General features: G+C 71.6%; 23 protein-coding genes. 12 read left to right on the plus strand and 11 right to left on the minus strand.

Going from position 1 to position 26487, the window contains the following annotated elements; translation table 11 throughout:
- Positions 1-210: 210 nt before the first annotated feature.
- Positions 211-891: a PhzF family phenazine biosynthesis protein gene (locus ACZ52C_RS01895; protein WP_469072930.1), complete on the plus strand. Its 681-nt coding sequence runs from the start codon at positions 211-213 to the stop codon at positions 889-891.
- A 102-nt stretch (positions 892-993) separates the two neighbouring features.
- On the opposite strand, the gene ACZ52C_RS01900 is transcribed toward ACZ52C_RS01895, so the two are convergent.
- Positions 994-1662 (minus strand): biliverdin-producing heme oxygenase, encoded by a 669-nt coding sequence (locus ACZ52C_RS01900; RefSeq protein WP_045562824.1) that lies wholly within the window; start codon positions 1660-1662, stop codon positions 994-996.
- A gap of 209 nt (positions 1663-1871) precedes the next feature.
- Complete coding sequence (gene map / locus ACZ52C_RS01905) at positions 1872-2729, minus strand: type I methionyl aminopeptidase (protein WP_045562825.1); 858 nt, start codon at positions 2727-2729, stop codon at positions 1872-1874.
- 67 nt (positions 2730-2796) lie between these two features.
- Here map and ACZ52C_RS01910 point away from each other — a divergent pair, with 67 nt between their 5' ends.
- A complete protein-coding gene (locus tag ACZ52C_RS01910; protein ID WP_469072931.1) occupies positions 2797-3024 on the plus strand; it encodes a hypothetical protein in 228 nt (75 codons plus the stop codon).
- 120 nt (positions 3025-3144) lie between these two features.
- On the opposite strand, the gene ACZ52C_RS01915 is transcribed toward ACZ52C_RS01910, so the two are convergent.
- Positions 3145-3747, minus strand: coding sequence for a hypothetical protein (locus ACZ52C_RS01915; RefSeq protein WP_469072932.1), 603 nt, complete (start codon positions 3745-3747; stop codon positions 3145-3147).
- 126 nt (positions 3748-3873) lie between these two features.
- Between ACZ52C_RS01915 and ACZ52C_RS01920 the strand changes: the two genes are divergently transcribed.
- From ACZ52C_RS01920 to ACZ52C_RS01930, 3 genes are all read left to right on the plus strand, one after another.
- Positions 3874-4953 (plus strand): sialidase family protein, encoded by a 1080-nt coding sequence (locus ACZ52C_RS01920; protein ID WP_469072933.1) that lies wholly within the window; start codon positions 3874-3876, stop codon positions 4951-4953.
- 37 nt (positions 4954-4990) lie between these two features.
- Positions 4991-5719, plus strand: coding sequence for an NADPH-dependent F420 reductase (gene npdG, locus ACZ52C_RS01925; protein WP_469072934.1), 729 nt, complete (start codon positions 4991-4993; stop codon positions 5717-5719).
- A gap of 110 nt (positions 5720-5829) precedes the next feature.
- Positions 5830-6006 (plus strand): hypothetical protein, encoded by a 177-nt coding sequence (locus ACZ52C_RS01930; RefSeq protein ID WP_469072935.1) that lies wholly within the window; start codon positions 5830-5832, stop codon positions 6004-6006.
- A gap of 11 nt (positions 6007-6017) precedes the next feature.
- Here ACZ52C_RS01930 and ACZ52C_RS01935 read toward each other — a convergent pair whose 3' ends face one another.
- Complete coding sequence (locus tag ACZ52C_RS01935) at positions 6018-6818, minus strand: site-2 protease family protein (RefSeq protein WP_469072936.1); 801 nt, start codon at positions 6816-6818, stop codon at positions 6018-6020.
- Positions 6819-6982: 164 nt separating this feature from the next.
- Between ACZ52C_RS01935 and ACZ52C_RS01940 the strand changes: the two genes are divergently transcribed.
- Positions 6983-10417 carry an AfsR/SARP family transcriptional regulator gene (locus tag ACZ52C_RS01940; protein ID WP_469072937.1) on the plus strand — a complete coding sequence of 1145 codons (3435 nt, stop codon included), beginning with the start codon at positions 6983-6985 and terminating at the stop codon, positions 10415-10417.
- Positions 10418-10419: 2 nt separating this feature from the next.
- On the opposite strand, the gene ACZ52C_RS01945 is transcribed toward ACZ52C_RS01940, so the two are convergent.
- The 3 genes from ACZ52C_RS01945 to panB form a co-directional block, all read right to left on the minus strand.
- The gene (locus tag ACZ52C_RS01945; RefSeq protein ID WP_469072938.1) at positions 10420-11289 is read right to left on the minus strand and encodes an ABC transporter permease; all 870 of its coding nucleotides are present in this window, start codon (positions 11287-11289) and stop codon (positions 10420-10422) included.
- Positions 11286-12311: an ATP-binding cassette domain-containing protein gene (locus ACZ52C_RS01950; protein ID WP_469072939.1), complete on the minus strand. Its 1026-nt coding sequence runs from the start codon at positions 12309-12311 to the stop codon at positions 11286-11288. The genes ACZ52C_RS01945 and ACZ52C_RS01950 overlap by 4 nt, the downstream gene beginning before the upstream one ends.
- 364 nt (positions 12312-12675) lie before the next feature.
- Positions 12676-13542, minus strand: a complete 867-nt coding sequence (panB, locus tag ACZ52C_RS01955) for a 3-methyl-2-oxobutanoate hydroxymethyltransferase (RefSeq protein WP_045562832.1) — start codon at positions 13540-13542, stop codon at positions 12676-12678.
- 191 nt (positions 13543-13733) lie between these two features.
- On the opposite strand from panB, the gene ACZ52C_RS01960 reads away from it, so the two are divergent.
- From ACZ52C_RS01960 to ACZ52C_RS01980, 5 genes are all read left to right on the plus strand, one after another.
- A complete protein-coding gene (locus tag ACZ52C_RS01960; protein WP_469072940.1) occupies positions 13734-15311 on the plus strand; it encodes an MFS transporter in 1578 nt (525 codons plus the stop codon).
- A gap of 79 nt (positions 15312-15390) precedes the next feature.
- Positions 15391-16023: a TetR/AcrR family transcriptional regulator gene (locus ACZ52C_RS01965; protein ID WP_469072941.1), complete on the plus strand. Its 633-nt coding sequence runs from the start codon at positions 15391-15393 to the stop codon at positions 16021-16023.
- A 217-nt stretch (positions 16024-16240) separates the two neighbouring features.
- The gene (locus ACZ52C_RS01970) at positions 16241-17287 is read left to right on the plus strand and encodes an endonuclease/exonuclease/phosphatase family protein (protein WP_469072942.1); all 1047 of its coding nucleotides are present in this window, start codon (positions 16241-16243) and stop codon (positions 17285-17287) included.
- Positions 17288-17477: 190 nt separating this feature from the next.
- Positions 17478-18707, plus strand: a complete 1230-nt coding sequence (locus ACZ52C_RS01975) for an MFS transporter (RefSeq protein ID WP_469072943.1) — start codon at positions 17478-17480, stop codon at positions 18705-18707.
- 42 nt (positions 18708-18749) lie between these two features.
- Positions 18750-19349: a GNAT family N-acetyltransferase gene (locus ACZ52C_RS01980; RefSeq protein ID WP_469072944.1), complete on the plus strand. Its 600-nt coding sequence runs from the start codon at positions 18750-18752 to the stop codon at positions 19347-19349.
- Between the two features lie 81 nt (positions 19350-19430).
- On the opposite strand, the gene ACZ52C_RS01985 is transcribed toward ACZ52C_RS01980, so the two are convergent.
- The 4 genes from ACZ52C_RS01985 to ACZ52C_RS02000 all read right to left on the minus strand — a co-directional run bounded on the left by ACZ52C_RS01985 (position 19431) and on the right by ACZ52C_RS02000 (position 24708).
- Positions 19431-21185 carry an NAD+ synthase gene (locus tag ACZ52C_RS01985; RefSeq protein ID WP_469072945.1) on the minus strand — a complete coding sequence of 585 codons (1755 nt, stop codon included), beginning with the start codon at positions 21183-21185 and terminating at the stop codon, positions 19431-19433.
- An 82-nt stretch (positions 21186-21267) separates the two neighbouring features.
- On the minus strand, positions 21268-23208 hold the full coding sequence (locus ACZ52C_RS01990) for a S53 family peptidase (RefSeq protein ID WP_469072946.1): 1941 nt from the start codon (positions 23206-23208) through the stop codon (positions 21268-21270).
- 182 nt (positions 23209-23390) lie between these two features.
- Positions 23391-24014: a DUF305 domain-containing protein gene (locus tag ACZ52C_RS01995; protein WP_469072947.1), complete on the minus strand. Its 624-nt coding sequence runs from the start codon at positions 24012-24014 to the stop codon at positions 23391-23393.
- 28 nt (positions 24015-24042) lie between these two features.
- On the minus strand, positions 24043-24708 hold the full coding sequence (locus ACZ52C_RS02000; RefSeq protein WP_469072948.1) for a DUF3105 domain-containing protein: 666 nt from the start codon (positions 24706-24708) through the stop codon (positions 24043-24045).
- A 406-nt stretch (positions 24709-25114) separates the two neighbouring features.
- Between ACZ52C_RS02000 and glnA the strand changes: the two genes are divergently transcribed.
- Complete coding sequence (gene glnA, locus ACZ52C_RS02005; RefSeq protein ID WP_239753628.1) at positions 25115-26476, plus strand: type I glutamate--ammonia ligase; 1362 nt, start codon at positions 25115-25117, stop codon at positions 26474-26476.
- Positions 26477-26487 lie beyond the last annotated feature (11 nt).

Genomic DNA, 26487 nt, shown 5'->3' on the forward strand with positions numbered 1-26487 from the left:
GGCCGCCCTTCTCCGGGCGACCCGTCACACCCCCGCCCACCTCGCCGGCCCTTTCCGCCCCGCCGGTCCCGTCGGCCCTCTCCGGCTCGACCGGCTCGTCCAGTACGGTCACTTGGTCCTCTCAAGGGTGGGGGCGGCCCTGCCCGGTCGATCCCCGGCACTGCGGTGACCTGGTACGACCCGGGGCCTGGTTGATGTTTCAATGCGGGGGTGACCGACTTCGATGTGCTGCGGGTGTTCTGCGGACCCCGCGGCGGATACGGCAACGAACTGGGCGTCGTCCGCGAGGGCTCCGTCATGCCCGACGCTGCCGAGCGCCAGGAGTTCGCCGCCAAACTCGGCTTCAGCGAGACCGTGTTCGTGGACGACCCCGAGCGCGGTGTCATCGACATCTACACCCCTTCGCAGCGCCTGCCCTTCGCCGGTAACCCCTGTGTGGGCGCGGCCTGGTTGCTCGACGTGCCCGAACTGGTCACCCCGGCCGGGCTGGTCGGGGCCCGGCTCGACGGTGAGTTCAGCTGGATCGAGGCCCTGCCGGAGTGGGCCCCGCCCCGCACCCTGCGCCAGTACGCCTCCGCCGCCGAGGTCGACGACCTGCGTGTGCCTCCGCCCGGCGAGCGAAGCGAGATGGGGGTACCCCCGGACGGAGTCTGGGGGATCTACGCCTGGGCGTGGGAGGACGAGGCCGCCGGACGTGTCCGGGCCCGCGCCTTCCCCGGCCGCGGCGACGGCATCGAGGAGGACGAGGCCACCGGCGCGGCCGCCCTGCAACTCACCGCCCAACTGGGCCGAGCCCTGAACATCACCCAGGGCACCGGCTCCCAACTCCTGACAGCCCCCCAGCCGCACGGCTGGGTCGAGGTCGGCGGCAGGGTGTTCCTGGAGCGCTAGGGAGCTTTCAAGGCAGGGGGCACCTGCTTTTAAGGGGCGCGGGGAACCGCGCGACCAGCCCCCACCCACCCGCAGCGAACAATCGACCCCCCGGCGGAGCGCTCACGCGCTCAACGGAAACTCGTCCCCCAAAGCAAGAAAGACCGCGGTGTTAAGCGCGAACGCCCGCTTGCACTCGCTCACGATCCGCTGCTTCTCCAGATCGTCGGCCCGCACCCGGTCCAGCAGCTCCCGGTAACCCCGCTTGAACGCGGCCGGGTTGGTGATCTCCTCGAAGACGTAGAACCGCACGCCGTCGCCCTTCTTGGCGAAGCCCCACGTCTTCTCGGCCCGGTCCCGGATGATCTGCCCGCCGGAGAGGTCACCGAGGTAGCGCGTGTAGTGGTGGGCCACATACCCGCCGGCCCAGGTGCGCGCGCACTCGGCGACCCGCGCCGCGTACTCCTCGGTCGCCGGCAGCGCCGTGAGCGTGGCCCGCCAGCCGGGGCCGCGCAGATGCTCCAGGTCCCGCTCCAGCGCGCCGAGCCGCATCAGCTCGGGCTGGACGAACGGGCCCGCGACCGGGTCGTCGGCCAGCGCCGGAGCGGCGCTCTCCAGCGCCTCGTACACGAACCACAGCTGCTCGGTGTACCGCGTGTACGCCTCGACGCCGAGTTTGCCGCCCAGCATGTCGCCCATGAACGTCGTGGTCTCCGCCTCCGTGTGCTGCTCGTGCGAGGCGGTGCGGATGAGCGTGGAGAACGCCGTGTCCGAGGTGACCGACGCGTTCATGGAGGCCTCCGGTGACGAGGGGGATGGACGAGAACCTGGCGTCATTTTCTATGGTTAGGCTTACCTAAGTCAACAGGTTCCCGACTCCCTGTCGGTAAAACGGTACCCCGGATTCCCACCGCCCCCACATCGAATCCGCGCACGAAAGAACCCGCCGCCGACCGGAGGCCGACGGCGGGTTCTTTCCTCGCGTCAGGGTTGAGGCGGAGCTAAGGAAGCGTGAGGATCTCCGCGCCGGTCTCCGTGACCACCAGCGTGTGCTCGAACTGCGCGGTCCGCTTGCGGTCCTTCGTCACGACGGTCCAGCCGTCGTCCCACATGTCGTAGTCGTACGACCCGAGCGTGAGCATCGGCTCGATGGTGAAGGTCATCCCGGTCTGGATGGTGGTGGTGGCGTGCGGGGAGTCGTAGTGCGGGACGATCAGCCCGGAGTGGAACGACGAGTTGATCCCGTGCCCGGTGAAGTCGCGCACGACCCCGTACCCGAACCGCTTCGCGTACGACTCGATGACGCGCCCGATGATGTTGATCTGCCGCCCCGGCCTGACCGCCTTGATGGCGCGGGCGAGCGACTCCCGGGTCCGCTCGACGAGCAGCCTCGACTCCTCGTCGACCTCTCCCACCAGATAGGTGGCGTTGTTGTCGCCGTGGACGCCGCCGATGTACGCCGTCACGTCCAGGTTGACGATGTCGCCGTCGTTCAGCACGGTCGAGTCGGGGATGCCGTGACAGATGACCTCGTTGACCGAGGTGCACAGCGACTTGGGGAAGCCGCGGTAGCCGAGCGTCGAGGGGTAGGCCCCGTGGTCGCACATGTATTCGTGCGCGACCCGGTCCAGCTCGTCCGTGGTGACGCCGGGGGCGATGTGCTTGGCGGCCTCGGCCATCGCGCGGGCCGCGATCCGGCCGGCGATCCGCATCGCCTCGATCGTCTCCGGGGTCTGCACCTCCGGCCCGGTGTACGGAGTCGGGGCGGGCTTGCCCACGTACTCGGGACGGCGGATGTTCCCCGGTACGGGGCGGGCGGGGGAGAGCTTCCCCGGTGCGAGCAGCGACTGGCCAGACATGCCAGCGAGTTTAACCAGCGGTGGTGGGGGACCATGTCGGTGACGACTGGCGAAGGGAACTCAGCTCATGCCCCTGTTCAAACGGCGTACGGCCGGCAAGCCCGGTGAGTGGTTCTACTGCCTGGAGCACAAGAGGGTCGAAGAGGGGCCCGACTGCCCCGGCAAGGACCGCATGGGCCCCTACGCCTCCCGCCAGGAAGCCGCCCGGGCCATGGAGACGGCCCAGGAGCGCAACGCGGAGTGGGAGACGGACCCCCGGTGGCACGACACCCGACCCGGGGAGCCCGGCGCCTGACCCGCCGAACGCCTCCTCACCACGCCGCGGGAGCCGAGGGGCGGTCGTCGTACGGAGCCCGCTGCCACGCGGGAGCGTCGACGCCGCCCCGACGGGGAACCGCCCCGGTGGCCGACAGGATCACCAGTGGCTGGGCGGCGGGGAGGTCAGCTGGTCGGTGAGACGGGAGAGGCGGTCCCGGAAACGCCGTCGCCCCCTCGGCGACGGCAGCGTGTTCTCCCCGGCGGCCGCGCTGACCAGATGCTGCACCGTGTCCAGATCGACCTCGGGCACGGCGGGCGCCGCCAGCGCCTCGTGGGCCAGCGCCCCGAGCTCCCGGTCACCGGTGTCCAGCGAGAGCACCGTCACCCCGGCCCGCCGCGCGTCGTGCACCCGCTCCAACAGGGCCGCACCCGGCTCCGACGGCGCCACCACGAGCAGGGTCTCGCCCCGCCGCGCCGCCGACACCCGGCCGAGCCCCACCGCCAGATGTGCCGGATCCGAGGCCCGCGCGGCATGCCGGACGAGCGTGGGCGAGAGTTCCGGAGTACCGGACCAGGCCGCCTCGTCGACCAGGTGGGCCGCGAGGTGCCACGGTTCGTAGGACGCCGTGCCGACGAGCAGCAGCCCACCGCCGTACGACACCACGGATCCCCGCAACGCCCCCGCGAACCGCCGCGTGGCCCCCAGCCACTCCGTCCCGGCGAGCACCTCACGCAACAACGCGACCCGTACGGCATCCATGCGCACGCATCCTGCCGCAACCGGACACTCGTGACCCGGTGTTCACCCGGATGTGGCCCGAGCCGGGCACGCAGGCCGAACGACGACCCCGTCGTGCACGAGCCGCCCCCCACGTCAGGAGCTCCCATGCCCGCCGTGCCCCAGTCCAGCGTCCCCTTCCGCGCAGGCCGCGAAGGCTACGCCAGTTTCCGGATCCCGGCCGTCGTCGCCACCCCCGGCGCCCTGCTCGCCTTCTGCGAGGGCCGGGTCGGCGGGCGGGAGGACTTCGGCGACATCGACATCGTCATGAAGCGGTCGACGGACGGCGGCCTCACCTGGGGCCCGCTCCAGGTCGCCGCCACGAACGGTGACGGCCTCGCCGGCAACCCCGCCCCCGTCGTCCTCGACACGGGACGCGTCCTGCTGGTCCACGTCCGCAACGCCGCCCACGCCACCGAGGACGCCATCCGCCGCGGCGAGGTGAGCGCGGCGGACGGCCGCCGCGTCTGGGTGCGGCACAGCGACGACGAGGGACGGACGTGGTCCGGCCCCAGGGAGATCACCCAGCAGACCAAGAAGCCCGAGTGGCGCTGGTACGCCACCACCCCCGGCCACGCGCTCCGGCTCACCACCGGCCGTGTCGTGGTCCCCGCCAACCACTCCCTCCCGCCCGCCGGCACGGACAACGGCACGGAGGGCAGGTACAACGGCGGACACTGCCTGCTGAGCGACGACGCGGGCGCCACCTGGCGCATCGGGTACGTCGACGACAACACCGACGGCTACGTCAACGCCAACGAGACCACCGCCGCCGAACTCCCCGACGGCCGGGTCTACTTCAACACCCGCAACGACTCCCCGTCCCCCGGCACCCGCGCCGACGCCCACTCCGCGGACGGCGGCGAGACCCTCGTCAAGCCGTTCCGGCCGCAGGCGGGCATCGTCGGCCCGGTCGTCGAGGGCAGCGTCCTCCAACTCCGCGACCCCGACCTGCTCCTCCACTCCGGCCCCGCCGACCCCGGCTTCCGTGCCCTGATGACCGTCCGCGCCAGCACCGACCACGGCGTCACCTGGCGCGCCGTCCACACCGTCGACGGGCTGCCCGCCGCGTACTCCGACCTCGTGCGCGTCGACCGCGACACCGTCGGACTGCTCTACGAGACCGGCGACTTCGGCGCGTACGAGACGATCACCTTCCGCCGGATCCCCGTGACCGCGCTCACCTGACCGTCGCCCGCCCCGGACCCGCACGTAAAGTCGGCCCATGACCTCTACTGACAGTGCACAGCAGTCCGCCGCGCAGGTTCCCGCGAAGGCCCCCGCCAAGGACCCCTGGGACCTGCCGGACGTCTCGGGGCTCGTCGTCGGCGTGCTCGGCGGCACCGGTCCGCAGGGCAAGGGCCTCGCCTACCGGCTCGCCAAGGCAGGCCAGAAGGTGATCATCGGATCGCGGGCGGCCGACCGCGCGCAGGGCGTCGCCCAGGACCTCGGACACGGCGTCGAGGGCGCCGACAACGCCGAGACCGCCCGCCGCAGCGACATCGTGATCGTCGCCGTGCCGTGGGACGGGCACGGCGAGACCCTCACGTCACTGCGCGAGGAACTGGCCGGCAAGCTCGTCGTCGACTGCGTGAACCCCCTCGGCTTCGACAAGAAGGGCGCCTACGCGCTGAAGCCGGAGGAGGGCAGCGCCGCCGAGCAGGCCGCCGCCCTGCTGCCCGACTCGCGGGTCACCGCCGCCTTCCACCACCTCTCCGCCGTCCTCCTGGAGGACCCGGAGATCGAGGAGATCGACACCGATGTGATGGTCCTCGGCGAGGAGCGGGCCGACGTCGAGCTCGTGCAGGCGCTGGCCGGCCGCATCCCCGGCATGCGCGGCATCTTCGCCGGCCGGCTGCGCAACGCCCACCAGGTCGAGTCGCTGGTCGCCAACCTGATCTCCGTGAACCGCCGCTACAAGGCCCACGCGGGCGTCCGCCTGACCGACGTGTAGCCGACGGGCGGCCCGATGCGCGGGCGAGGCACGAGAGCCCCCGGGCATGGGGGACACTGGAGGCCGTACCGCCTCGTCCGACCGGACCGCCCTGTCAGGAGCCGACCCCCATGCCCCGCCTCGCCGTGTACGCCCTCGTCGTCTGCCTGCTCGCCGTCACCGCGGCCGTGGTCTCCTTCAGCCGGGGCAGCTGGCTGGGTGTCGTGTGGGTGCTGATGGCCGGCCTGTCGTCCAACATGACCTGGTACTACGTGCGCAAGGCCAAGCTGGAGCGCTCCACCGGCTGATCACGCGGCCGTCACATCCCCGTGAGGCAGATGTCGCTGTCCGCGCGCCAGAAGCGGTAGAGCCAGTAGCCGCAGTCGGACAGCCGGTCCTCGATCCCGAGGCCCCGCATGAACGCGTCGATCACGTCCCAGAACACGCCGTTCACCGCGGGGATCCACAGCACCGCGAAGACCAGCAGCAGCCCGAAGGGCGCCAGCGGCTCCACCTGGCGACGGATCTTGTACGACAGCCAGGGCTCGATGACGCCGTACCCGTCCAGGCCGGGCACCGGGAGGAAGTTCAGGATCGCCGCCGTGACCTGGAGCATCGCCAGGAAGGCGAGGGCGAAGAGGAAGGCTACCGGGACCCCGTCGGTGACGCCCAGCCAGAAGGGCGCGGTGCAGACGGCCGCGAACAGCACGTTCGTCAGCGGACCCGCCGCCGAGATCAGGCTGTGCCTCCAGCGGCCCTGGATCCGCCCCCGCTCGATGAACACCGCACCACCGGGCAGCCCGATCCCACCCATGATCACGAAGACGACGGGCAGCACGATGCTGAGCAGGGCATGGGTGTATTTCAGGGGATTCAGGGTGAGATAGCCCTTGGCGCCGATGGAGATGTCACCGCTGTGCAGGGCCGTACGGGCGTGGGCGTACTCGTGCAGACACAGCGACACGATCCACGCCGAGGTCACGAACAGGAAGACGGCGAGGCCGGGCTGCTCGGCGAACCCCGTCCACGTGGCCCATCCCGTGACCGCCATGACGGCCACGATCCCCACGAACACGGGGCTGATCCTCCGGTCGCTCCGGCGGGATGCGGCGGTGGTCATGGAACTCCTAGCTGGGTCGATGCGACTCGATCACTCGTATGGACGCCCCGACGGTACCGGGCGCACGGCGAAAACGTCTCGCGATCGCCTCCGAGTTCCTAGCAAGGTGGGGGGATACGCCGGACACCCGAACCCCGACCCGGTTCTCGATCCCGACAGAGACAATGGACCTCGTGCGCTACCGCATCCTCGGCACCACCCAGGCCCTGCAGTCCGACGGCACCCCCGTCCCCGTCGGGGGCGCGCGGCTGCGTGCTCTGTTGACCGTGCTCGCGCTGCGGCCGGGGCGGACGGTGCCTGCGGCCGTCCTCGTCGACGAGGTGTGGTCCGACGATCCGCCCGCCGACGCGCCAGGCGCGCTGCAGGCGCTGGTCGGCCGGCTGCGCAGGGCGCTCGGCCCGGACGCGGTCGCCTCGGTGAACGGCGGCTACCGGCTCACGGCCACCCATGACGACGTCGACCTGCACCGCTTCGACCGCCTCGCGGACGAGGGCGCCCGCGCGCTCGCCGACGGTGACCCGGCCAAGGCCGCCGACGTCCTCGACGACGCGCTCGCCCTCTGGCAGGACCCGCCCCTCGCCGACCTCCCCGACCGCGCCGCCGAGGCCGCCCGCTGGGAGACCCGTCGCCTCGACGCGCACCGCACCCGCCTCACCGCCGCCCTCGCCCTCGGCCGCCCCGACACCGCGCTGCCCGACCTCACCGCCCTCTGCGACACCCACCCCCTCGACGAACCCCTCCAGGCCCTCCGCCTGCGCGCCCTCCGCGACACCGGCCGCACGGCGGAGGCCCTGGCCGCCTACGAGCAGATACGCCGTCTCCTGGCGGACCGCCTGGGCGCGAGCCCGGGCCCGGTGCTCAGCAGACTGCACACAGAACTCCTGTGGTCGGACGAAACCGCGCCCCGTCAGGGGCGCGGGGAACTGCGCGACCAGCCCCCACCGGGCCCGCGGATGGGGGTCGAAGGCGCGCAGCCCCTGGAGGATGGGACGGGAAGGGGCGGCGGGGGCGAAAACCCGCACCGGCACCCCCACCCCACCCGCCCCCCGGGCAACCTCCGCGCCCGCCTCACCTCCTTCGTGGGCCGCGACACCGACCTGGACACGATCCGCGACGACCTCACCGCCACCCGCCTCGTGACCCTCCTCGGCCCCGGCGGCGCAGGCAAGACCCGCCTCTCCCAGGAGGCCGGCGACGCGGTCGCCGACGCCGTGCCGGACGGTGTCTGGCTCGCCGAACTCGCCCCCGTCGACGACCCCGCCGACGTCCCGGAGGCCGTCCTCACCGCCCTCGGCGCCCGCAAGACCGTGCTGAGGGGCGCCGGCGCCGAGGAGATGCGCGTCGCGGCGGACCGCCAGGACGACGCCATGGTCCGCCTCGCCGAGCACTGCGCCGGCCGCCGCATGTTGCTGATCCTCGACAACTGCGAACACGTCGTGGACGCCGCCGCCCACCTCGTCGACCACCTCCTCCGGCACTGCCCGGGGCTGACCGTCCTGGCCACCAGCCGTGAACCCCTCGGCGTACCGGGGGAGTTGCTGCGCCCGGTGGAACCGCTGACGGAACCCCACGCGCTGCGCCTGCTCGCCGACCGGGGAGCGGCCGCCCGGCCCGGCTTCACCGTCGACGCCGACCCGGAGGCGGCCGCCGAGATCTGCCGCCGTCTCGACGGACTGCCGCTGGCGATCGAGCTGGCGGCGGCCCGGCTGCGGATGCTGACGCCCCGGCAGATCGCCGACCGTCTCGACGACCGCTTCCGGCTGCTCACCTCCGGCAGCCGCACGGTGCTGCCCCGCCAGCAGACCCTGCGTGCGGTCGTCGACTGGTCCTGGGAACTCCTCGACGAGGACGAACGGGACGTCCTGCGGCGGCTGTCGGTGTTCGCCGGCGGCTGCGACCTGGCCGCCGCCGAGGCGGTCTGCGGCCCCGCCGCGCTGGAGGCGCTCGGCTCCCTCGTCGACAAGTCCCTCGTCGTGGCGGCCCCCGTGACCGGGACGGGCGCCGACGGCCCGGGCGCCGACGGCCCGGGCGCCGGCGGCTCCGCCGGCGCCGAGATGCGCTACCGCCTCCTGGAGACCGTCGTCGAGTACGCCGGGGAGCGCCTGGACGAGACGGGCACCCGCCCCGCCGCCGAACGCGCGCACCTCACGTACTACCGCGAACTCGTCCGTGTCACCGACCCGTTGCTGCGCGGCTCCGGCCAGCGCGCCGCGATCGAGCTGCTGGAGCTGGAGTACGAGAACATCCGCACCGCGCTCAGACGCGCCGTCGCCGAGCGGGACGAGCAGGAGGCGCTCTGTCTGACCCTGTCGCTGTGCTGGTACTGGCAGATGCGCGACCTGAAGTCCGAGGCGCGGCACTGGTCCGCCCAGGTCAAGGACCTCGGCCCGGATCCCTTCACCGCCCCCGCGCGCCCCGTGCCGGACGTGCCCGGACGCGCCGTCGACCGGCCGCCGCCCATGGGCCCGGACGTCCTCGACGAGGCCCGGCGGGGCGCGCACCTGGTCCATCTGGCCTGTATGGACATGGAGTTGCCCGCCTGGGAGACGTCCGCGGGCCAGGAGCGGCTGCGGGTCATCAGCGAGACCTACCGGCCGGGCCAGCCGCAGACCTGCCGCTTCCCCGGCTTCATGTGGTTCTACGCCGTCCTGCTGACCGGCGACATGGACCGGCTCCGCGCCATCCTGGACGCCAACATCCGCACCTGCCGCGAACTCGGCTACACCTGGGAGTTGGCGCAGACCCTGCAGATGAGGGCCAACATCCTCGCCAACCGCAGCGACTGGGCGGGCGACGCCACCGTCGACGCCGACGAGTCGCTGGAGATCTTCGACCGGCTCGGGGACGCCTGGGGTGCCGCCGAGGCGCTCTCCGCGCGCGGAGAGGCCAGGGAGCGCCAGGGCGAGTTCGCGGCCGCCGCGGCGGACTTCGAGCGGGCCATCGAGTACGCCGAACGGCTCGGCACCAACGCCCAGTTGGGTATCCTCGGCGTCCGGCTCGGCAGTGTGCTCGTGGAGGGCGGCGAGGGCGAGCGGGGCGAGAAACTGCTGTTCGACGTGTTGGACGCCGGGCGTCACGCCGCCCGTGAGGCGGTGCCCGCGGCCCGTCTCTTCCTCGCGATCCGCCTCGGCCGCACCGGACGGCAGGCCGAGGCCCGTCGTCAACTCGCCCTGTTGCGCGAGAACTTCGAAGCCGCCGACTTCGTGCTCTTCGCCGGCTACTTCCTCGGTGTCGAGGGCTGGCTGGAGGGGGCGTACGGACGCCACGAGGAGGCGCTGCGGCTGATCCGCAAGGCGCTGGAGCGAAGCCTGGACAAGCTGTCCCTGGTGGTCACGCCCCATATGCCCTCCCTCCACTTCGTCGTCGCCGCCCTGTCCGTCGCGGGGGTCGACGGCGGAGCCCGCGTCCTCGACGCGGCCCGCCTGCTGGGCGCCGCCGACGCGCATCTGCCGCCGGGCCATGTCTCCGGCCCGTGGGAGGTCGAGGGCCGCGCCCGGGCCGAGCGCGAGGTCCGGGCCCTGCTGGACGACGCGGCCTACGAGCGGGCGTACGCCGAGGGCGGCGCCCTCTCCCGTGAGGAGGCCGCCGCCCTCGTCTGAGGTCAGTTCTTCGTCTTGAACTTGTGGATCGCGATGGGCGCCATCACCGCCGTCAGGGCCACCGACCAGCCGAGGGTGACCAGCAGGTCGTGGGCGACGGGCCCACCCGTCATCAGGCCGCGCGCGGCGTCCGCGAGGGAGGACAGCGGGTTGTAGTCCGTGAAGGTCTGGAGCCAGCCCGGCATGGACCCGGTCGGCGCGAAGATCGACGAGCCGAACTGCAGCGGGAACAGCACCAGGAAGCCCATGGCCTGTACGGACTGCGCGTTCTTCATGGTCACGCCCAGCACCAGGAAGATCCACATCAGGGACGAGCCGAAGACGACGGCCAGACCGACCGCGCCCAGCAGCCCCGGCCAGCTGGTGATGTCGAAGCCGATGAGGACACCGACGGTCAGCAGGATGGTCGTGGCGACCAGCATGCGCAGCAGTTCGACGGAGATCTTCGCGAGCAGCACCGAGGACCGGCCGATCGGCAGGGACCGGAAGCGGTCCATGACGCCCTTCTGGAAGTCCTCGTTGAAGCCCGTGCCGACGCCCATGGCGATGTTCATGCCCATCATCGCCATCAGGCCCGGCACCACGTACTGCACGTACTGTTCCTGGCCGCCGCCGAGCGCCTGCCCGATGGAGCCGCCGAAGACGTACACGAAGAGCAGGGTGAACACGATCGGCATCAGCACCGCGTCGAACATCGACTCCGGGTCCTGCCGGATCCACAGCAGATTGCGCCGGACGAGCGCCCCGGTGTGCCGGGCGTGGGCCCGCAGCCCGATCCGGCCGTCGGCCTCGCCCGTGGTGGGCAGGGTGTTCAAAGGGGCGGCGCGTAGCGCCTCGTTCAGGGTGGCGGTGGGTGACGGGTGGGAGCTCATACGGCGACCTCCTCGTAGGCGGGGGACAGGTCGACGTCCTGCGGGGCACTGGCCTTGTGGCCGGTGAGCGACAGGAACACCTCGTCCAGACTGGGCAGTTCGGTGCTGATGGAGGCGATGGTGACGCCGCGCGCGGTGATCGCGCCGACGACGGCGGTCAACTGCTCGTCGCTGAGGATCGGGACGAGGAGGGTGCCGGTCTCGGTGTCCACGGTGGTGGTGGCGAGCCCGGTGATCCCCAGGCCGTCCAGATCCGCGGCCAGTGGGCGCAGCTGCACCGGATCGGCCGTCCGGACCCGGAGCGTACGCCCCCCGACCTGCGCCTTCAGCTCCTCGATCCGGCCGCCCGCGATCACCTTCCCCCGGTCGATCACGGTCAGCTCGGAGGCCAGCTGCTCGGCCTCCTCCATGTACTGGGTGGTCAGCAGCACGGTCACGCCGTCCCCGACCATCCGCTTCACCTCGGCCCACACCTCGTTGCGGGTGTGCGGGTCCAGGCCGGTCGTCGGTTCGTCCAGGTAGAGCACGGCCGGGCTGCCGATCATGGACGCGGCCAGGTCGAGGCGCCGCCGCATACCGCCGGAGTACGTCCCCGCCGGGCGCCCGGCGGCCTCGGTGAGCGAGAACCGCTCCAGCAGGCCGGTCGCGCGGCTCCTCGCCTCCTTCCGGGGCAGGTCGAGCAGCCGGCCGATCATGTAGAGGTTCTCGAAGCCGGACAGCTTCTCGTCCACCGAGGCGTACTGGCCGGTCAGGCCGATCACCCGGCGCAGCTGGCGCGGCTGCCGTACGACGTCGTACCCGGCCACGGTCGCCCGGCCCGCGTCCGGTGTGATCAGTGTGGACAGGCACCGTACGAGGGTGGTCTTGCCGGCCCCGTTGGGGCCGAGCACGCCCATCACGGTGCCTTCTCGCACGTCGAGGTCGACACCGTCCAGCGCCCTGGTCTCCCCGTAGTGCTTGACCAGCCCCCGCACGGCGACAGCGCCTTTCGCGCCGCTGGCGTTCTTGTCGATTCGTGTCATGCGGACGACGGTCCCAGCCCCCACCGACAAACCACCGACAGCCCGCCGACACGGCCGATGGCCGACCGACGGCGCCTGACAGCTCGGGGGTGAGGGTTTCGTCGGCGGCTGCGGCTGCGGCTGCGGGTGCGGGTGCGGGTGCGGCTGCGGGTGCGGCTGCGGGTGCGTGGGGGCTTCTCGCGCAGTTCCCCGCGCCCCTGAAAAGCAGGGGCTGCGCCCCTTGCTTTTCAGGCCCGCAGAGTCGTGGTCCTTCAGGCCCGCAGGGGCCTGAAGCTTTCAGGGGCGCGGGGAACTGCGCGACCAGCCCCCACGCACCCGCACCCGACAACGCACCCCCCAGCGCCCCCACCCCCGTGGGTTCCGCCTAGTGGACGGAGTGCTCCTCCAGCGGGAACGTCCCGCCCACGACGTCCTCGGCGAACGCCTTCGCCGCGTCCCCCATGACCGTACGGAGATCCGCGTACTTCTTGACGAACTTCGGCACCCGCCCGCCCGTCAGCCCCAGCATGTCCGTCCACACGAGCACCTGCGCGTCCGTCTCGGCCCCGGCACCGATGCCGACCGTCGGAATGTGCAGCACCCGCGTGACCTCAGCCGCCAGCTCCGCCGGAACCAGCTCGAGGACCACCGCGAACGCGCCCGCGTCCTGGACGGCCTTGGCGTCGCGCAGCAACTGCTGCGCGGCCTCCTCGCCGCGCCCCTGCACGCGGTAGCCCATCGCGTTGACGGACTGCGGCGTGAGGCCGATGTGGGCCATCACGGGGATGCCGGACTCGACCAGCAGCTCGATCTGGCGGTGCGACCGCTCGCCGCCCTCCAGCTTGACCGCGCCGACCCCGGCCTCCTTGACCAGCCGGGTCGCCGAGCGCAGCGCCTGCACCGGGCCCTCCTGGTAGGAGCCGAAGGGCAGGTCGCCGACGATCAGGGCGCGGCTGGTGCCCCGTACGACGGCCGCGGAGAGCATGGTCATCTCGTCGAGGGTGACGGGCACGGTCGACTCGTACCCGAGGTGGCAGTTGCCCGCGGAGTCGCCGACGAGCATCACCGGGATGCCGGCCTCGTCGAAGACGGACGCGGTCATCGCGTCGTAGGCGGTGAGCATGGGCCACTTCTCGCCGCGTTCCTTGGCGAGGGCGATGTCCCGGACCGTGATACGGCGTGTGCCCTTGCCCCCGTACAGCGCCTTGCTGCCGTCGGAGGGCTTCGTCTGGGCAGCCGAAAGCTGCGTCATCGCTCCAGCTCCTTCATGTCATCTCGAGGCACCCTGACGGTGTCCCCGGACCACGTCCCATGGTGGCACCTAGGACGGGACAGGGCCAGAGCGGGTACATGTGACCGTGCAGGCATACGGCACGTAAGAGCCGGGTAAAAGATTTACGATACGAGACGGTCCCGTATCGAAATAGGTCTAGGGTCGACGACATGACTACCGCAGTCCCTGACTCCCGCATACCGGCGGCGGTGCACCGGCGCCGTTGGGTGATCCTCGGCGTGCTGATGCTGAGCCTGCTGATCGTGGTGCTCGACAACTCGATCCTCAATGTCGCCATCAAGACGATCTCCACCCCGGAGCCCACCGGTCTCGGCGCCACCCAGAGCGAGCTGGAGTGGGCGATCAACGCCTACACGCTGGTCTTCGCGGGGCTGCTGTTCTCCGCCGGTCTCCTCGGCGACCGCCTCGGCCGCAAGAAGGTGCTGCTCGGCGGGCTCGTCGTCTTCGGCATCGGCTCGGCGCTGGCCGCCCTGTCGGGCTCCCCGGGCGAGCTGATCGCCTTCCGCGCGGTCATGGGTCTCGGCGCCGCCTTCGTGATGCCCGCCACCCTCGCCGTCCTGATGAACGTCTTCGAACGCGACGAGCAGCCCAAGGCCATCGGCATCTGGGCGGGCGGCGTCGGCCTCGCCATCGCCATCGGCCCGATCACCGGCGGCCTCCTGCTCGACCACTTCTGGTGGGGCTCGGTCTTCCTGATCAACGTGCCGATCGTCGCCCTCGCCCTCGGCCTGATGATCTGGCTGGTCCCCGACTCGCGGGATCCGAACCCCGGCCGTGTCGACCCCGTCGGCGTCCTGCTCTCCGTGGTCGGCCTCGTCCTCCTCGTCTACGGCATCATCCGCGGCGGCCAGCTCGCCGACTTCACCGACGCCACGGTCCTCGCGCCCAGCCTGGCCGGCCTCGCGGTCCTCGCCGCCTTCGTGGTCTTCGAGAAGCGCAGCGACCACCCGTCCATCGACATGGACTTCTTCAAGAACAAGGTGTTCTCCGCCGCCATCGGCGTCATCGGTCTGGTCTTCTTCGCACTGATGGGCGTCACCTTCTTCTCCGTCTTCTACACCCAGACCGTCCGCGGCTACTCCCCGCTCCAGACCGGCCTGCTGATGCTCCCGCTGGCCGTCGCGCAGCTCGTCTTCGCGCCCCGCGCCCGCCTCGTCGTCGACCGGTTCGGCAACAGCGCGGTGTGCACGGCCGGCATGACGCTGATCGCCGCGATGCTGGCCGCGTTCGCCGTGCTGGACGGGGACACCCCGATCTGGATCCTCGAAGTCGTCTTCTTCTTCATGGGTGTCGGCATGGCGCATGTGATGACCCCGCTGAGCGTCGTCGTCATGCAGGCCCTGCCCCGCGAGAAGGCCGGCTCGGCGTCCGCGCTCAGCAACACCTTCCGGCAGGTCGGCGGCGCCCTCGGTATCGCCGTCCTCGGCTCGGTGCTCTCCACCGCCTACCGGCACGGCATCGAGGGCGACCTGCCCGCCGGCGCCCCGCACGCCGCCGCCGAGTCCATCGAGGCCACCCTCGGCCTCGCCGCCCGGCTCGGCGAGCGGGGCGAGTCCCTGGTCGCCCCGGCCCACGACGCCTTCCTGCACGCGATGCACGTGACGGCCCTGTGCGGAGCCGGCATCGCCCTCCTCGGCGCGGTGGCCATGGCGGTGTTCCTGCCGGGACGGCCGAAGGGCGGCCAAGAGGGCGAGGAGGAGACGGAGTTGGTGGCCGCCGACCACTGACGGAGAATCGGACCGACACGCGAGTGGTCGAACAGGACCACGAGTGAGCCGGACCAGCACACGAGAGACGGAGTCGACCTTGAGCCTCGCCGAGAGCCACGCCGGAGACGGGCGGGTCCGGGACGGGCGCCCCGTACGCGGACGGCCCCGCAGCGAGGCCGTGGAGCGGTCCATCATCGAGGGCGTCATGAAGCTCCTCGAAGAGGGCGTGCCGCTCGCGGAGTTGTCGATCGAGCGGGTGGCCCGCACCGCCGGCGTCGGCAAGGCGACCATCTACCGCCGCTGGAGCGGTAAGGAGGCGCTCTTCGTCGACGTGCTGCGGGCCGCCGAACCCCCGGACCCGGTGCTGCCCGGCACCTCGATGCGCGACGACCTGGTCGTCTTCCTGGAGGCGGCACGCCGGCGCGGGCTGCTCAACCGGCCCTCGGCGATCCTGCACAACGTCATCGCCCAGATGAAGAGCAGCCCCAAGATCTGGGACGCCTACCACGCGGACGTCGTCGCCCCCCGCCGCCGGGCCCTCGCCGACGTCCTGCGCCGGGGCCGGGACAACGGCGAACTCCGCCCGGACGTGGACATCGACCTCGTCGGCGACCTGGTCTTCGGCCCCATGCTGGTCCGCACCGTCATGCGCCCGGACGCCCCGCTCCCCGAGAACCTCGCGGAGCGCATCGTCGACACGGTCCTCGAAGGGCTCCGCCCTCCTGACTGACCGTCGGACCGCCGGCGGCCTGCGAAGTGAGTCACAGCGATGTGCGCGTTTCGTTACAGACGTCGGGCCCTGTCCGCCGGTTCGGAACTCCGAACAGCGGGTTGGGCGTCCTTGCTCCCGTACGACCGCCCGGTGACGGCGGGAACGACGGCGATCATCCCCTAGGGTTTTGAGAGCGCGGGGGGACGAAGTGCACGGCAGGCAGTGAGGCGACGGTATGGCGCAGGCGTACATGACGGAGACGGGCGGCGGCGCAGGGCAGGGCCGCGAACGATCCCGGTTCCGGCGCCTGTTCGGCCGCCTCTTCGGTGGGTGGAGAGGAGACCGGCGGATCTGGCGGCGCGGCATCGTCCTCGCGGTCCTCGCCGTACTCGTCGCCCTGGTGATGGTGCTGCACGCCCAGGTCCCCAACACCGTGGGCAACCTGGGCAGTCTGACCGAGACGTTCCTGCCCTGGTTCGGTCTCGCGATCCCGGTGCTACTGGTCCTCGCCCTGGTGCGCAGGTCGGCGACGGCGCTCGTCGCGCTCCTGGTGCCCACCGTCGTCTGGCTGAACATCTTCGGCGGACTGGTCACCAGCAAGACCGGCACCGGCGGCGACCTCGCCGTCGTCACCCACAACGTCAACGCGGACAACGCCGACCCGTCCGGCACGGCCCGCGAGGTCGCCGCCTCCGGCGCGGACGTGGTGGCGCTGGAGGAACTCACCGAGAACGCGGTGCCGGTGTACGAGAAGGCGCTCGCGGCGACCTACCCGTACCACGAGGTCGTCGGCACGGTCGGGCTGTGGAGCAAGTACCGGATGAGCGACACCGAGGCCGTCGACATCAAGCTCGGCTGGGAGCGGGCGATGCGGTCGACGGTGGCGGCACCCGGCGGGCCCGTCGCCGTCTACGTCGCCCATCTCCCCTCGGTGCGGGTGAAGCTGGAGGCCGGGTTCACCGCCCGCCAGCGCGACAAGAGCGCCGACGCCCTCGGCGAGGCCATCGCCGACGAGCCGATCCAGCAGGTCGTCCTCCTCGGCGACCTCAACGGCACCATGAACGACCGCGCCCTGAACGCCGTCACCGCCCAGATGCGCTCCACCCAGGGCGCGGCGGGCAGCGGCTTCGGCTTCAGCTGGCCGGCGTCGTTCCCGATGGCCCGGATCGACCAGATCATGGTCCGCGGCATGGAACCCAAGGCGTCCTGGACCCTGCCGGAGACCGGCAGCGACCACCTGCCGGTGGCGGCGCGCGTGACGACGGAGACGTCGGGCGGCTGACGGCGCGAGGCCGATGCGGGTGACGATCGACACGCCCGGAGGCCGACGGCGCAGGTGGGGTGGGGGGAGCGGGACAGAGGAATAGGCCCCGGTTCGGGTTTGTTCCGTCAATGAACATACGATGGAACGGAACCGATTCCTTCCTTTCCTTCCTCCTGTCCTCCCGCACCCTTTGAAAGGTCTCTCCGCCATGCCTTTGGCCCTGCTCGCTCTCGCCGTAGGCGCCTTCGGAATCGGCACGACCGAGTTCGTCATCATGGGCCTGCTCCCCGAGGTCGCCGCCGACCTCGGCATCACGATCCCCGCCGCCGGTCACCTCGTCTCGGCGTACGCGCTCGGCGTCGTCATCGGCGCCCCGCTGCTCGCCGCGGCCACCGCCCGGATGCCCCGCCGCAAGGTGCTGATCGGGCTGATGCTCCTCTTCGTCGCCGGCAACGCCCTCTCCGCGCTCGCCCCCGACGAGCACTGGCTGCTCGCCGCCCGCTTCCTCAGCGGTCTGCCGCACGGCGCCTTCTTCGGTGTCGGCGCGGTCGTCGCGACCGGCCTCGTGGCGCCGGAGCGCAAGGCCCGCTCCGTCTCGCTGATGTTCCTCGGCCTGACGATCGCCAACGTCGCCGGCGTCCCGGCCGCGACCCTCGTGGGCCAGCACTTCGGCTGGCGGATCACCTTCCTCGGCGTCAGCGCGATCGGCCTCGCCGCCATCGCCTCCCTCGCCCTCCTGCTGCCGGACGACCGGGCGGAGCACCACTCCTCGGGCCTGCGCGGCGAACTGGGCGCCCTGCGCTCCCTGCCCGTCTGGCTCGCCCTCGGCACCACCGTCGCCGGCTTCGGCGCCCTCTTCTCCGCCTACAGCTACATCACGCCCATGCTCACGGACTCCGCCGGGTACGCCGAGACCAGCGTGACCATGCTGCTCGCGCTGTTCGGCGTCGGCGCGACCATCGGCAACCTGGCCGGCGGCCGCCTCGCCGACCACTCCCTGCGCGGCACCCTCTTCGGCGGCCTGGCGTCCCTGATCCTGGTCCTCGGCCTCTTCCCGGTCCTCATGGCCGCGCAGTGGAGCGCCGCCCTGGCCGTCCTCCTCCTCGGCGTCGCCGCCTTCGCCACCGGCTCGCCGCTCCAGCTGATGGTCATGGAGAAGGCCGCCGGCGGCCCCTCCCTCGCCTCCTCCGCCAACCAGGCCGCCTTCAACCTCGCCAACGCGGGCGGCGCCTGGATCGGCGGCCTCGCCCTGACCGCCGGCCTCGGCACGACGGCCCCTGCGCTGGCGGGCGCGGGCCTCGCGGTGATCGGCCTGGCGGTCGCGGCGGTGTCCTACGCCGTCGACACCCGCCGGACACCCACCCCCGCCCCGCACCGCGGCCGCGTGGTGGCGTCCCATGTGCCGGGGGAGTCGGAGACGGTGCGGCTGGGGGCGTAATCGCCTCGCCCGGGGGACGCCTCCGGATCTACGCTCGCGGCCATGACCGCACACGACACGTCCGACCGGCCGCCGTTCGCTTCGAGTGGTGCGGGGCCGGTGATCAGGCAGGAGACCGCCGACGACCACCGAGGGGTGCGCGAGGTCCATGCGCGCGCCTTCGGTGACGAGGAGCGGGTCCCCGGGCTCGTGGAGGCGCTGCGCGCCACGGTCGCCGCGAGGGCGCCGCTCTCCTTCGTCGCCACCGTGGACGACCGGGTCGTCGGCCACGTCCTGCTGAGCGCGGCGCGCCTGGACGCCCCGCGCCGGATCGTGGACGTGCTGACCCTGTCGCCGCTCGGCGTGCTCCCGGAGTTCCAGGGTCAGGGCATCGGAACCCGGCTCGTCGCGCACGCCCTCGCGGCGGCGGACGGCCAGGGGGTGCCGCTGGTCTTCCTGGAGGGGTCTCCGCACTACTACGGCACACGCGGCTTCGAGGGCGCCGTCGCGGCGGGCTTCCGCTCGCCGTCGCTGCGCATCCCCGAGGCCGCGTTCCAGGTCGCCCGTCTCTCCGCCCACGAGCCGTGGATGACGGGCACCTTCGTCTACTCGGACGTCTTTTGGGCCTTCGACTGCGTCGGCCTGCGGGACCCGGAGGCCTGAGGGACGCGGAGGCCTGAGGGACTCCGGGGCCCGAGTGACCCCGGGGCCTGAGGGACCCGCCCCCAGGCCCCGGCCCGGTGCCTACGCCTGCTCGCGCCAGCGGTTGGTGATCGGCAGCCGGCGGTCCTTGCCGAAGCCCTTGGGAGAGATCTTCGTGCCCGGCGGGTACTGGCGCCGCTTGTACTCGGCGGTGTCGACCATGCGCAGCGTCTTGACGACCAGGTCCCGGTCGAAGCCGGCGGCGACGATCGCGTCGGCGCCCTGGTCGCGGTCGACGTACAGCGCGAGGATCGCGTCCAGGACCGGGTAGTCCGGGAGGGAGTCCGTGTCGACCTGGCCGGGGCGCAGTTCCGCGCTCGGGGGCTTGGAGATGGAGTTCTCCGGGATCGGCGGGGTCTGGCCACGCTTGACCGCCGCCCGGTTGCGCCACTCCGCCAGGCGGAAGATCGACGTCTTGTACACGTCCTTGATGGGGCCGTACGCGCCCACCGAGTCGCCGTACAGCGTCGAGTACCCCACCGCCAGCTCCGACTTGTTGCCGGGCGCGAGGACGATGTGGCCCTCCTGGTTGGAGATCGCCATCAGCAGCGTGCCGCGCAGCCGCGACTGGAGGTTCTCCTCGGCCAGCCCCGTCAGCTCGGTCGACGACATGTACGCGTCGAACATCGGCTCGATCGGGATCGTGCGGAAGTTCAGCCCCGTCCGCCGCGCCAGCTCCGCCGCGTCGCCCTTGGAGTGGTCCGACGAGTACTTCGACGGCATGGACACGCCGTAGACGTTCTGCGCGCCCAGCGCGTCGCACGCGATCGCCGCGACGAGCGCCGAGTCGATGCCGCCGGAGAGCCCGATCAGGACGGACGAGAAGCCGTTCTTGGCGGCGTACGCCCGCAGGCCCACCACCAGCGCCGAGTACACCTCCTCGTCGTCGTCGAGGCGGTCCGCGTACCCGCCGGTCAGCTCCGGCTCGTACGCGGGCAGCGGCTCCTCGGAGATCACGAGCCGGTCGATGCGCAGCCCGTCGTCCACGACGCCCGTGACCGGTTCGGCGGCGGCCGCCGGGAGGTCCAGGTCGAGGACCACGCACCCCTCCGCGAACTGCGGCGCCCGCGCGACCACTTCGCCGTGCTTGTCGACGACGATCGAGTCACCGTCGAAGACCAGCTCGTCCTGGCCGCCGATCATCGCCAGATAGGCGGTCGTACAGCCGGCCTCCTGGGCCCGCTTGCGCACCAGTTCGAGCCGGGTGTCGTCCTTGTCGCGCTCGTACGGCGAGGCGTTGACGGAGAGCAGCAGCCCGGCCCCGGCGGACCGGGCGGCCGGGACGCGGCCGCCGTCCTGCCAGAGGTCCTCGCAGATGGCGAGGGCGATGTCGATGCCGTGCAGCCGCAGCACCGGCATGGTGTCGCCGGGCACGAAGTAGCGGAACTCGTCGAACACGCCGTAGTTGGGGAGGTGGTGCTTGGCGTAGGTGAGCGCCACCTCGCCCCGGTGCAGCACCGCGCCCGCGTTCCGGGGCGCCCCGGCCGGCTGGCCGTACTTCGGCGCGGCGGACTCGGAACGGTCGAGGTAGCCGACGATCACCGGCAGTTCCCCGAAGCCCTCGTCGGCGAGCCGCGCGGCGAGCGCCTTCAGCGCGGCGCGGGAGGCCTCCACGAAGGACTGGCGCAGCGCGAGGTCCTCGACGGGGTACCCGGTCAGCACCATCTCCGGGAACGCCACCAGATGCGCTCCCTGCTCGGCTGAGTGCCGGGTCCACCGGACCACCGCCTCGGCGTTCCCGGCGAGATCGCCGACGGTCGAGTCGATCTGATTCAAAGCGAGACGAAGTTGAGGCACGCGGCCCAGTGTAATCGTCAGAGCGACGCAATGGGGTGTGGGGCGCCCCACGTTCGCGGCGCCCCACACCCCCGTCGCCGATCTACCGGCGGTACGACTCCACGTAGCCCTTGGCCGGCGACCCCACCCCGGTCACGTCGTCGTACCCGCGCACCGCGTGCAGCGAGCTGTCGGCGCCCAGCGTGCGGACGGAGGTGGCGAGCCCGTCGCCCGCGTCGTGCTGGTTGACGAAGTCCACCCGGGCCACCGCGAGCCCGGTGCCGCCCGTGGGGTGGTCGGTGACGTCGTGGAACACCTTCGCGCCGTACCCCGAGGCCGTGTACCGGGCGTAGATCGCCGGATTGGCGAAGCCCAGCGGACGGCCGCCGTGGGCCTCCTGGGCCAGCGCCTGCACACCCGCCATGACCGGGGCGGCGAGCGAGGTGCCGCCGATCCGGTACTCGTCGTACGCCTGCCCGCCCGCGGGCAGCGACTGCGTCTGCCCGATCAGGAACCCGGTGTTCGGGTCGGCGACCGCCGCGACGTCCGGCACCGTACGCATCGGCACGGCCCCGTTCGCTGTCGCGAGCGCCTTCGGTACGACGCCCCGCTGGTAGAAGGGCTGAGGCACGGTCCGGCTGGTCCCGCCGCCCGCGCCGGAGGTGAAGGCGCCGGGGAAGTCCGTCCAACTTCCGCCGTCGTCCGCCAGGGTGGCCTTGAGGGTGCCCCAGCCGGTCTCCCACAGGTACGCGTCGCCCTTGCCGACCGCCAGCGACGTGCCGCCGACCGCCGTCACCCACGCCGAGTTCGCCGGGGTGTCGACCTGCTTGGTGCCGGTGTTCGCGACCTCGTCGCCGTCGTCCCCGGAGGAGAAGTAGAAGCCGATGCCCTCGACCGCGCCCAGCTGGAAGACCTGGTCGTAGGCGGCGGCGAGGTCAGGGGTCTGGTTGGCCTCGATGTCGCCCCAGGAGTTGGAGACGAGGTCGGCGAGATGCCCGTCGACGATCTTCCCGAGCGCGTCGAGCAGATCGTCGTCGTGGCAGGACGCGGCGCCGACGTAGGTGATGTCCGCGGCCGGCGCGACCGCGTGCACGGCCTCGACGTCGAGGGTCTCCTCGCCGTACCAGCCGGACGCCGAGCACTCCTCGGTCGCCGTGTACGTCTTCGGCAGCACCTGCCGCAACTGCCCGCCCCGGTAGGCCGCGTCACCGTGCCGGCTCGCGTAGGTGGCCGCGTCGGAGGCGATGGTCGGCGAGGCGTACGCGTCCGTGATGGCGACCCGCACCCCCTTGCCCGTACGGTTCCCCGCCCCGTACGCCGCCCGCAGCTGCTTGCCCGTGTACCCCTTCACCGCGTACGGGATCTTCGTGCCGTAGGCGTCGGGCAGCGTGCTCGCGGTGTTCGAGCCGTAGTACGAGGAGAAGGGCCCGGCGTTGCGGAACACCGTGTCCGGCGGCGGCAGTTGATCGTCGTGGGTGGCCCGGTGGGGTGCGGTGTCCAGACCGGTCACGGTCAGCACGGCGCCGTTCAGGCCGGCGGGCGCGGAGGCGGCCTTCGCCGGGGCGCGGTAGGTGTGCTTGCCCTTGCGGTAGTTGTGCAGCTGGGTGCCGAAGGCGCGCTCGGCGGCGGCGACGTCACCGGTCACCGACAGGTAGTGCCGATTCGTGCCGGTGACGGTCAGCCCGGCGCCCTTCAGCCATGCCGTCACCGCCTTCACCTGCGCCCCGGTGGCCCCGAAACGCGCCTGCGTGCGCGCGGCGCTCAGGAACTTCCCGTACGACGGGGACGACGGGTCGGACACGGCCTCGGCGTACGCCGAGAGCCCGGCGGCGTCCCGGCCGGCCAGATAGACGCGCGCGGAGACCTCGGAACTGTTCGTGGTGGCCCCCGCGTCGGCCTCGGCCGTGGCCCACGCGGGTCTGGTGCCCTTCAGCGTGTCCCGGCCGGGGCCGGTCGAGACGGTCGAGGCGTGTGCGGCGGGGATGCCGAGCACGAGCACACCGGCGGCGAGCAGCGCGGCACGCCCGGACCTCTTGGTTCGCATGGATGACCCCCTGGAATGCGGTTGATCGCAACTCTCGCGATGAACCGTTCATGCCAGGGAATGCCACGGGGCACGGCTGCCCAAAGAACCCGTCAAGCGCATGTATCGCCGCCCCAAGGGACCGTATGCGCAAGGGAATCGCGGCCATACGCCCCCGGGGCCGCGCGAACGGCGACGGACCGTCAGGACCGCGGAGCGGCGCCCCGCTCCTTGAGCATGCCCGTCATCAAGGAGATCTCGGACTCCTGGGCGTTCACCATGCCCTGGGCGAGTTTCTTCTCGACGCCGACCGTGCACGCGGAGACACAGCCCTCCGCCATGTGGATGCCGCCCTTGTGATGGTCGGTCATCAGCTGGAGGAAGAAGATCTCGGCCTGCTTGCCGTTCAGCTTGCCGAGCTTCTCCATCTCCGCATCGGTCGCCATCCCCGGCATCAGCGAGCCGTCCTCGCCGGAGGCCATGTCGCCCATGCCCATCCAGGCCATCGGCTTCTCGGACGACACCTTCGGCAGACCCCAGAGGTCGAGCCAGCCGATCATCATGCCGCGCTGGTTGGCCTGCGTCTGCGCGATGTCGTACGCGAGCCGCCGGACCTCCTCGTCGTCCGTCCGGTCGCGCACGATGTACGACATCTCGACGGCCTGCTGGTGGTGGACGGCCATGTCCCGGGCGAACCCCGCGTCGGCGGAGTCGGCGGCGGGGGCCTTCAGACCGGAGTCGTCACCGTCGGCGACCGCGTAAGTGATCGCCCCGGCAGCGACGAGCACCGCCGCGGCCCCGGAGGCGATCCAACCGATGTGCTTCATGCTTCCCACTGTGCCAGTGCCGTCGCCGCTAGGAGATGCCGTTGGTGCAGGCGGCACCCGGCTCGGGCGTCTGCTCGCCCTGGACGTAGCTCGCGAAGAACTTGTCGACGTTCGGGTCCTTCGCGCCGGTCACCGTGCGCTGGTGGCCCCAGGCGCTGAGCATGATCGGGTCCTTCTGGTCCTCGACCGGGCTCATCAGCGTGTACGGGGTCTTCTTGACCTTCTCCGCGAGCGCCTTGACGTCGGCCTCGGAGGCCTTGTCGTTGTACGTCACCCAGACCGCCCCGTGCTCCAGCGAGTGCACGGCGTTCTCGTTCTTGATCGCCTTGTCGTAGACGTCGCCGTTGCAGTTCTGCCAGACCGGGTTGTGGTCGCCGCCCACCGGGGGCTCCATCGGGTACGTCACGGACTTGGTGACGTGGTTCTGGGTGAGCTTGGTGCTCCAGGTCTTCACGCCGTCCGAGCCGGTCTCCCACTTGCCCTTCGACTTGGAGTCACTGGCCACACTGTCGCCGCCGTTGTCGTCGGACTGCGAGCGGATCAGGACCGTCCCGCCCACGACGAGGCCGGCGACTATCAGCACGCTGGCGCCGATCGTGAGGATCCGGTTCCGGCGCTCACGGGAGCGCTCGGCACGGCGCATCGCCTCGATGCGCGCCTTGCGGTCCCCGCTGCTGTTGGTCTTGGCGGCCATGGGATGTGTCCTTAGTGGGGGATGGGTCGGATGGGACGGTCGGATCGACTGATCGTAAGTTGATCCGCTCCCTCTCGTAAACGAGGGATCCCGTCTCCCATGCTGCCCCCAGGCCACGGATGCCGCCCGACTTTCGGGGCAGGCGTGACGGACGCCCGGCGGATGTCCGTCCACGTGGGCGTTACGGATGTCGGCGCGAGCAGGCAAGATGGGCGGCAGAGCGGTTGAGCGGCGGAGCGAGCGGTACACCTGCCGTACGCCGGGCGTTCCGCGGGACGTCCGAATGCCGATCAAGGTGCGCAACGCGCGCGAAATGGTGTTGTGGTGGGATGCTCAGGTGCCCGACCGCCTCCCGTGGCTCGGGAGCCAGGCGGCCTGACCAGCAAGGAATGGGTGGAAGCGGAAGATGGACAAGCAGCAGGAGTTCGTGCTCCGTACGTTGGAGGAGCGCGACATCCGTTTCGTACGCCTGTGGTTCACGGACGTGCTGGGCTTCCTGAAGTCGGTGGCCGTGGCCCCTGCCGAGCTGGAACAGGCGTTTGACGAGGGCATCGGCTTCGACGGCTCGGCCATCGAGGGCTTCGCCCGGGTGTACGAGTCCGACATGATCGCCAAGCCGGACCCGTCGACCTTCCAGGTCCTGCCGTGGCGCGCGGAGGCCCCCGGCACTGCCCGGATGTTCTGCGACATCCTCATGCCGGACGGCTCCCCGTCCTTCGCGGACCCCCGGTACGTGCTGAAGCGGTCGCTGGCGAAGGCCTCCGACCTGGGCTTCACCTTCTACACCCACCCCGAGATCGAGTTCTTCCTGCTGAAGGACAAGCCGGTCGACGGCTCCCGCCCGACCCCGGCCGACAACTCCGGCTACTTCGACCACACCCCGCAGAACGTCGGCATGGACTTCCGCCGCCAGGCGATCACCATGCTGGAGTCCATGGGCATCTCGGTCGAGTTCTCCCACCACGAGGGCGCCCCCGGCCAGCAGGAGATCGACCTGCGCTACGCCGACGCGCTCTCCACCGCCGACAACATCATGACGTTCCGCCTGGTCATGAAGCAGGTGGCGCTGGAGCAGGGCGTCCAGGCGACGTTCATGCCCAAGCCGTTCTCCGAGCACCCGGGCTCGGGCATGCACACCCACCTCTCCCTCTTCGAGGGCGACCGCAACGCGTTCTACGAGTCCGGCGCGGAGTACCAGCTCTCCAAGGTCGGCCGCTCCTTCATCGCGGGCCTGCTGAAGCACGCCGCCGAGATCGCCGCCGTCACCAACCAGTGGGTCAACTCCTACAAGCGCATCTGGGGCGGCTCCGAGCGCACCGCCGGCGCCGGCGGCGAGGCCCCGTCGTACATCTGCTGGGGCCACAACAACCGCTCCGCCCTGGTCCGCGTCCCCATGTACAAGCCCGGCAAGACGGGCTCGGCCCGGGTCGAGGTCCGCTCCCTGGACTCCGGCGCGAACCCCTACCTCGCCTACGCCATGCTGCTGGCCGCCGGCCTCAAGGGCATCGAGGAGGGGTACGAGCTGCCGCCGGGCGCCGAGGACGACGTCTGGGCCCTCTCGGACGCGGAACGCCGCGCGATGGGCATCGAGCCGCTCCCGCAGAACCTGGGCGAGGCGCTCTCCCTCATGGAACGCAGCGACCTCGTCGCCGAGACCCTCGGCGAACACGTCTTCGACTTCTTCCTGCGCAACAAGCGCCAGGAGTGGGAGGAGTACCGCAGCGAGGTCACGGCCTTCGAGCTGCGGAAGAACCTGCCGGTGCTGTAGGGGCAGGGCCG

It is taken from the genome of Streptomyces sp. NPDC034049, from assembly GCF_055575575.1.

Coding starts and splice junctions, on each gene's coding strand:
- ACZ52C_RS01990 (WP_469072946.1), bottom strand. CDS start 23,208: ATGCGAACCAAGAGGTCCGGGCGTGCCGCGCTGCTCGCCGCCGGTGTG.
- ACZ52C_RS01950 (WP_469072939.1), bottom strand. CDS start 12,311: ATGACACGAATCGACAAGAACGCCAGCGGCGCGAAAGGCGCTGTCGCC.
- ACZ52C_RS01995 (WP_469072947.1), bottom strand. CDS start 24,014: ATGAAGCACATCGGTTGGATCGCCTCCGGGGCCGCGGCGGTGCTCGTC.
- npdG (WP_469072934.1), top strand. CDS start 4,991: ATGACCTCTACTGACAGTGCACAGCAGTCCGCCGCGCAGGTTCCCGCG.
- ACZ52C_RS02000 (WP_469072948.1), bottom strand. CDS start 24,708: ATGGCCGCCAAGACCAACAGCAGCGGGGACCGCAAGGCGCGCATCGAG.
- ACZ52C_RS01970 (WP_469072942.1), top strand. CDS start 16,241: ATGGCGCAGGCGTACATGACGGAGACGGGCGGCGGCGCAGGGCAGGGC.
- ACZ52C_RS01960 (WP_469072940.1), top strand. CDS start 13,734: ATGACTACCGCAGTCCCTGACTCCCGCATACCGGCGGCGGTGCACCGG.
- glnA (WP_239753628.1), top strand. CDS start 25,115: ATGGACAAGCAGCAGGAGTTCGTGCTCCGTACGTTGGAGGAGCGCGAC.
- ACZ52C_RS01940 (WP_469072937.1), top strand. CDS start 6,983: ATGGACCTCGTGCGCTACCGCATCCTCGGCACCACCCAGGCCCTGCAG.
- ACZ52C_RS01930 (WP_469072935.1), top strand. CDS start 5,830: ATGCCCCGCCTCGCCGTGTACGCCCTCGTCGTCTGCCTGCTCGCCGTC.
- ACZ52C_RS01935 (WP_469072936.1), bottom strand. CDS start 6,818: ATGACCACCGCCGCATCCCGCCGGAGCGACCGGAGGATCAGCCCCGTG.
- ACZ52C_RS01980 (WP_469072944.1), top strand. CDS start 18,750: ATGACCGCACACGACACGTCCGACCGGCCGCCGTTCGCTTCGAGTGGT.
- map (WP_045562825.1), bottom strand. CDS start 2,729: ATGTCTGGCCAGTCGCTGCTCGCACCGGGGAAGCTCTCCCCCGCCCGC.
- ACZ52C_RS01975 (WP_469072943.1), top strand. CDS start 17,478: ATGCCTTTGGCCCTGCTCGCTCTCGCCGTAGGCGCCTTCGGAATCGGC.
- ACZ52C_RS01920 (WP_469072933.1), top strand. CDS start 3,874: ATGCCCGCCGTGCCCCAGTCCAGCGTCCCCTTCCGCGCAGGCCGCGAA.
- ACZ52C_RS01900 (WP_045562824.1), bottom strand. CDS start 1,662: ATGAACGCGTCGGTCACCTCGGACACGGCGTTCTCCACGCTCATCCGC.
- panB (WP_045562832.1), bottom strand. CDS start 13,542: ATGACGCAGCTTTCGGCTGCCCAGACGAAGCCCTCCGACGGCAGCAAG.
- ACZ52C_RS01945 (WP_469072938.1), bottom strand. CDS start 11,289: ATGAGCTCCCACCCGTCACCCACCGCCACCCTGAACGAGGCGCTACGC.
- ACZ52C_RS01910 (WP_469072931.1), top strand. CDS start 2,797: ATGCCCCTGTTCAAACGGCGTACGGCCGGCAAGCCCGGTGAGTGGTTC.
- ACZ52C_RS01915 (WP_469072932.1), bottom strand. CDS start 3,747: ATGGATGCCGTACGGGTCGCGTTGTTGCGTGAGGTGCTCGCCGGGACG.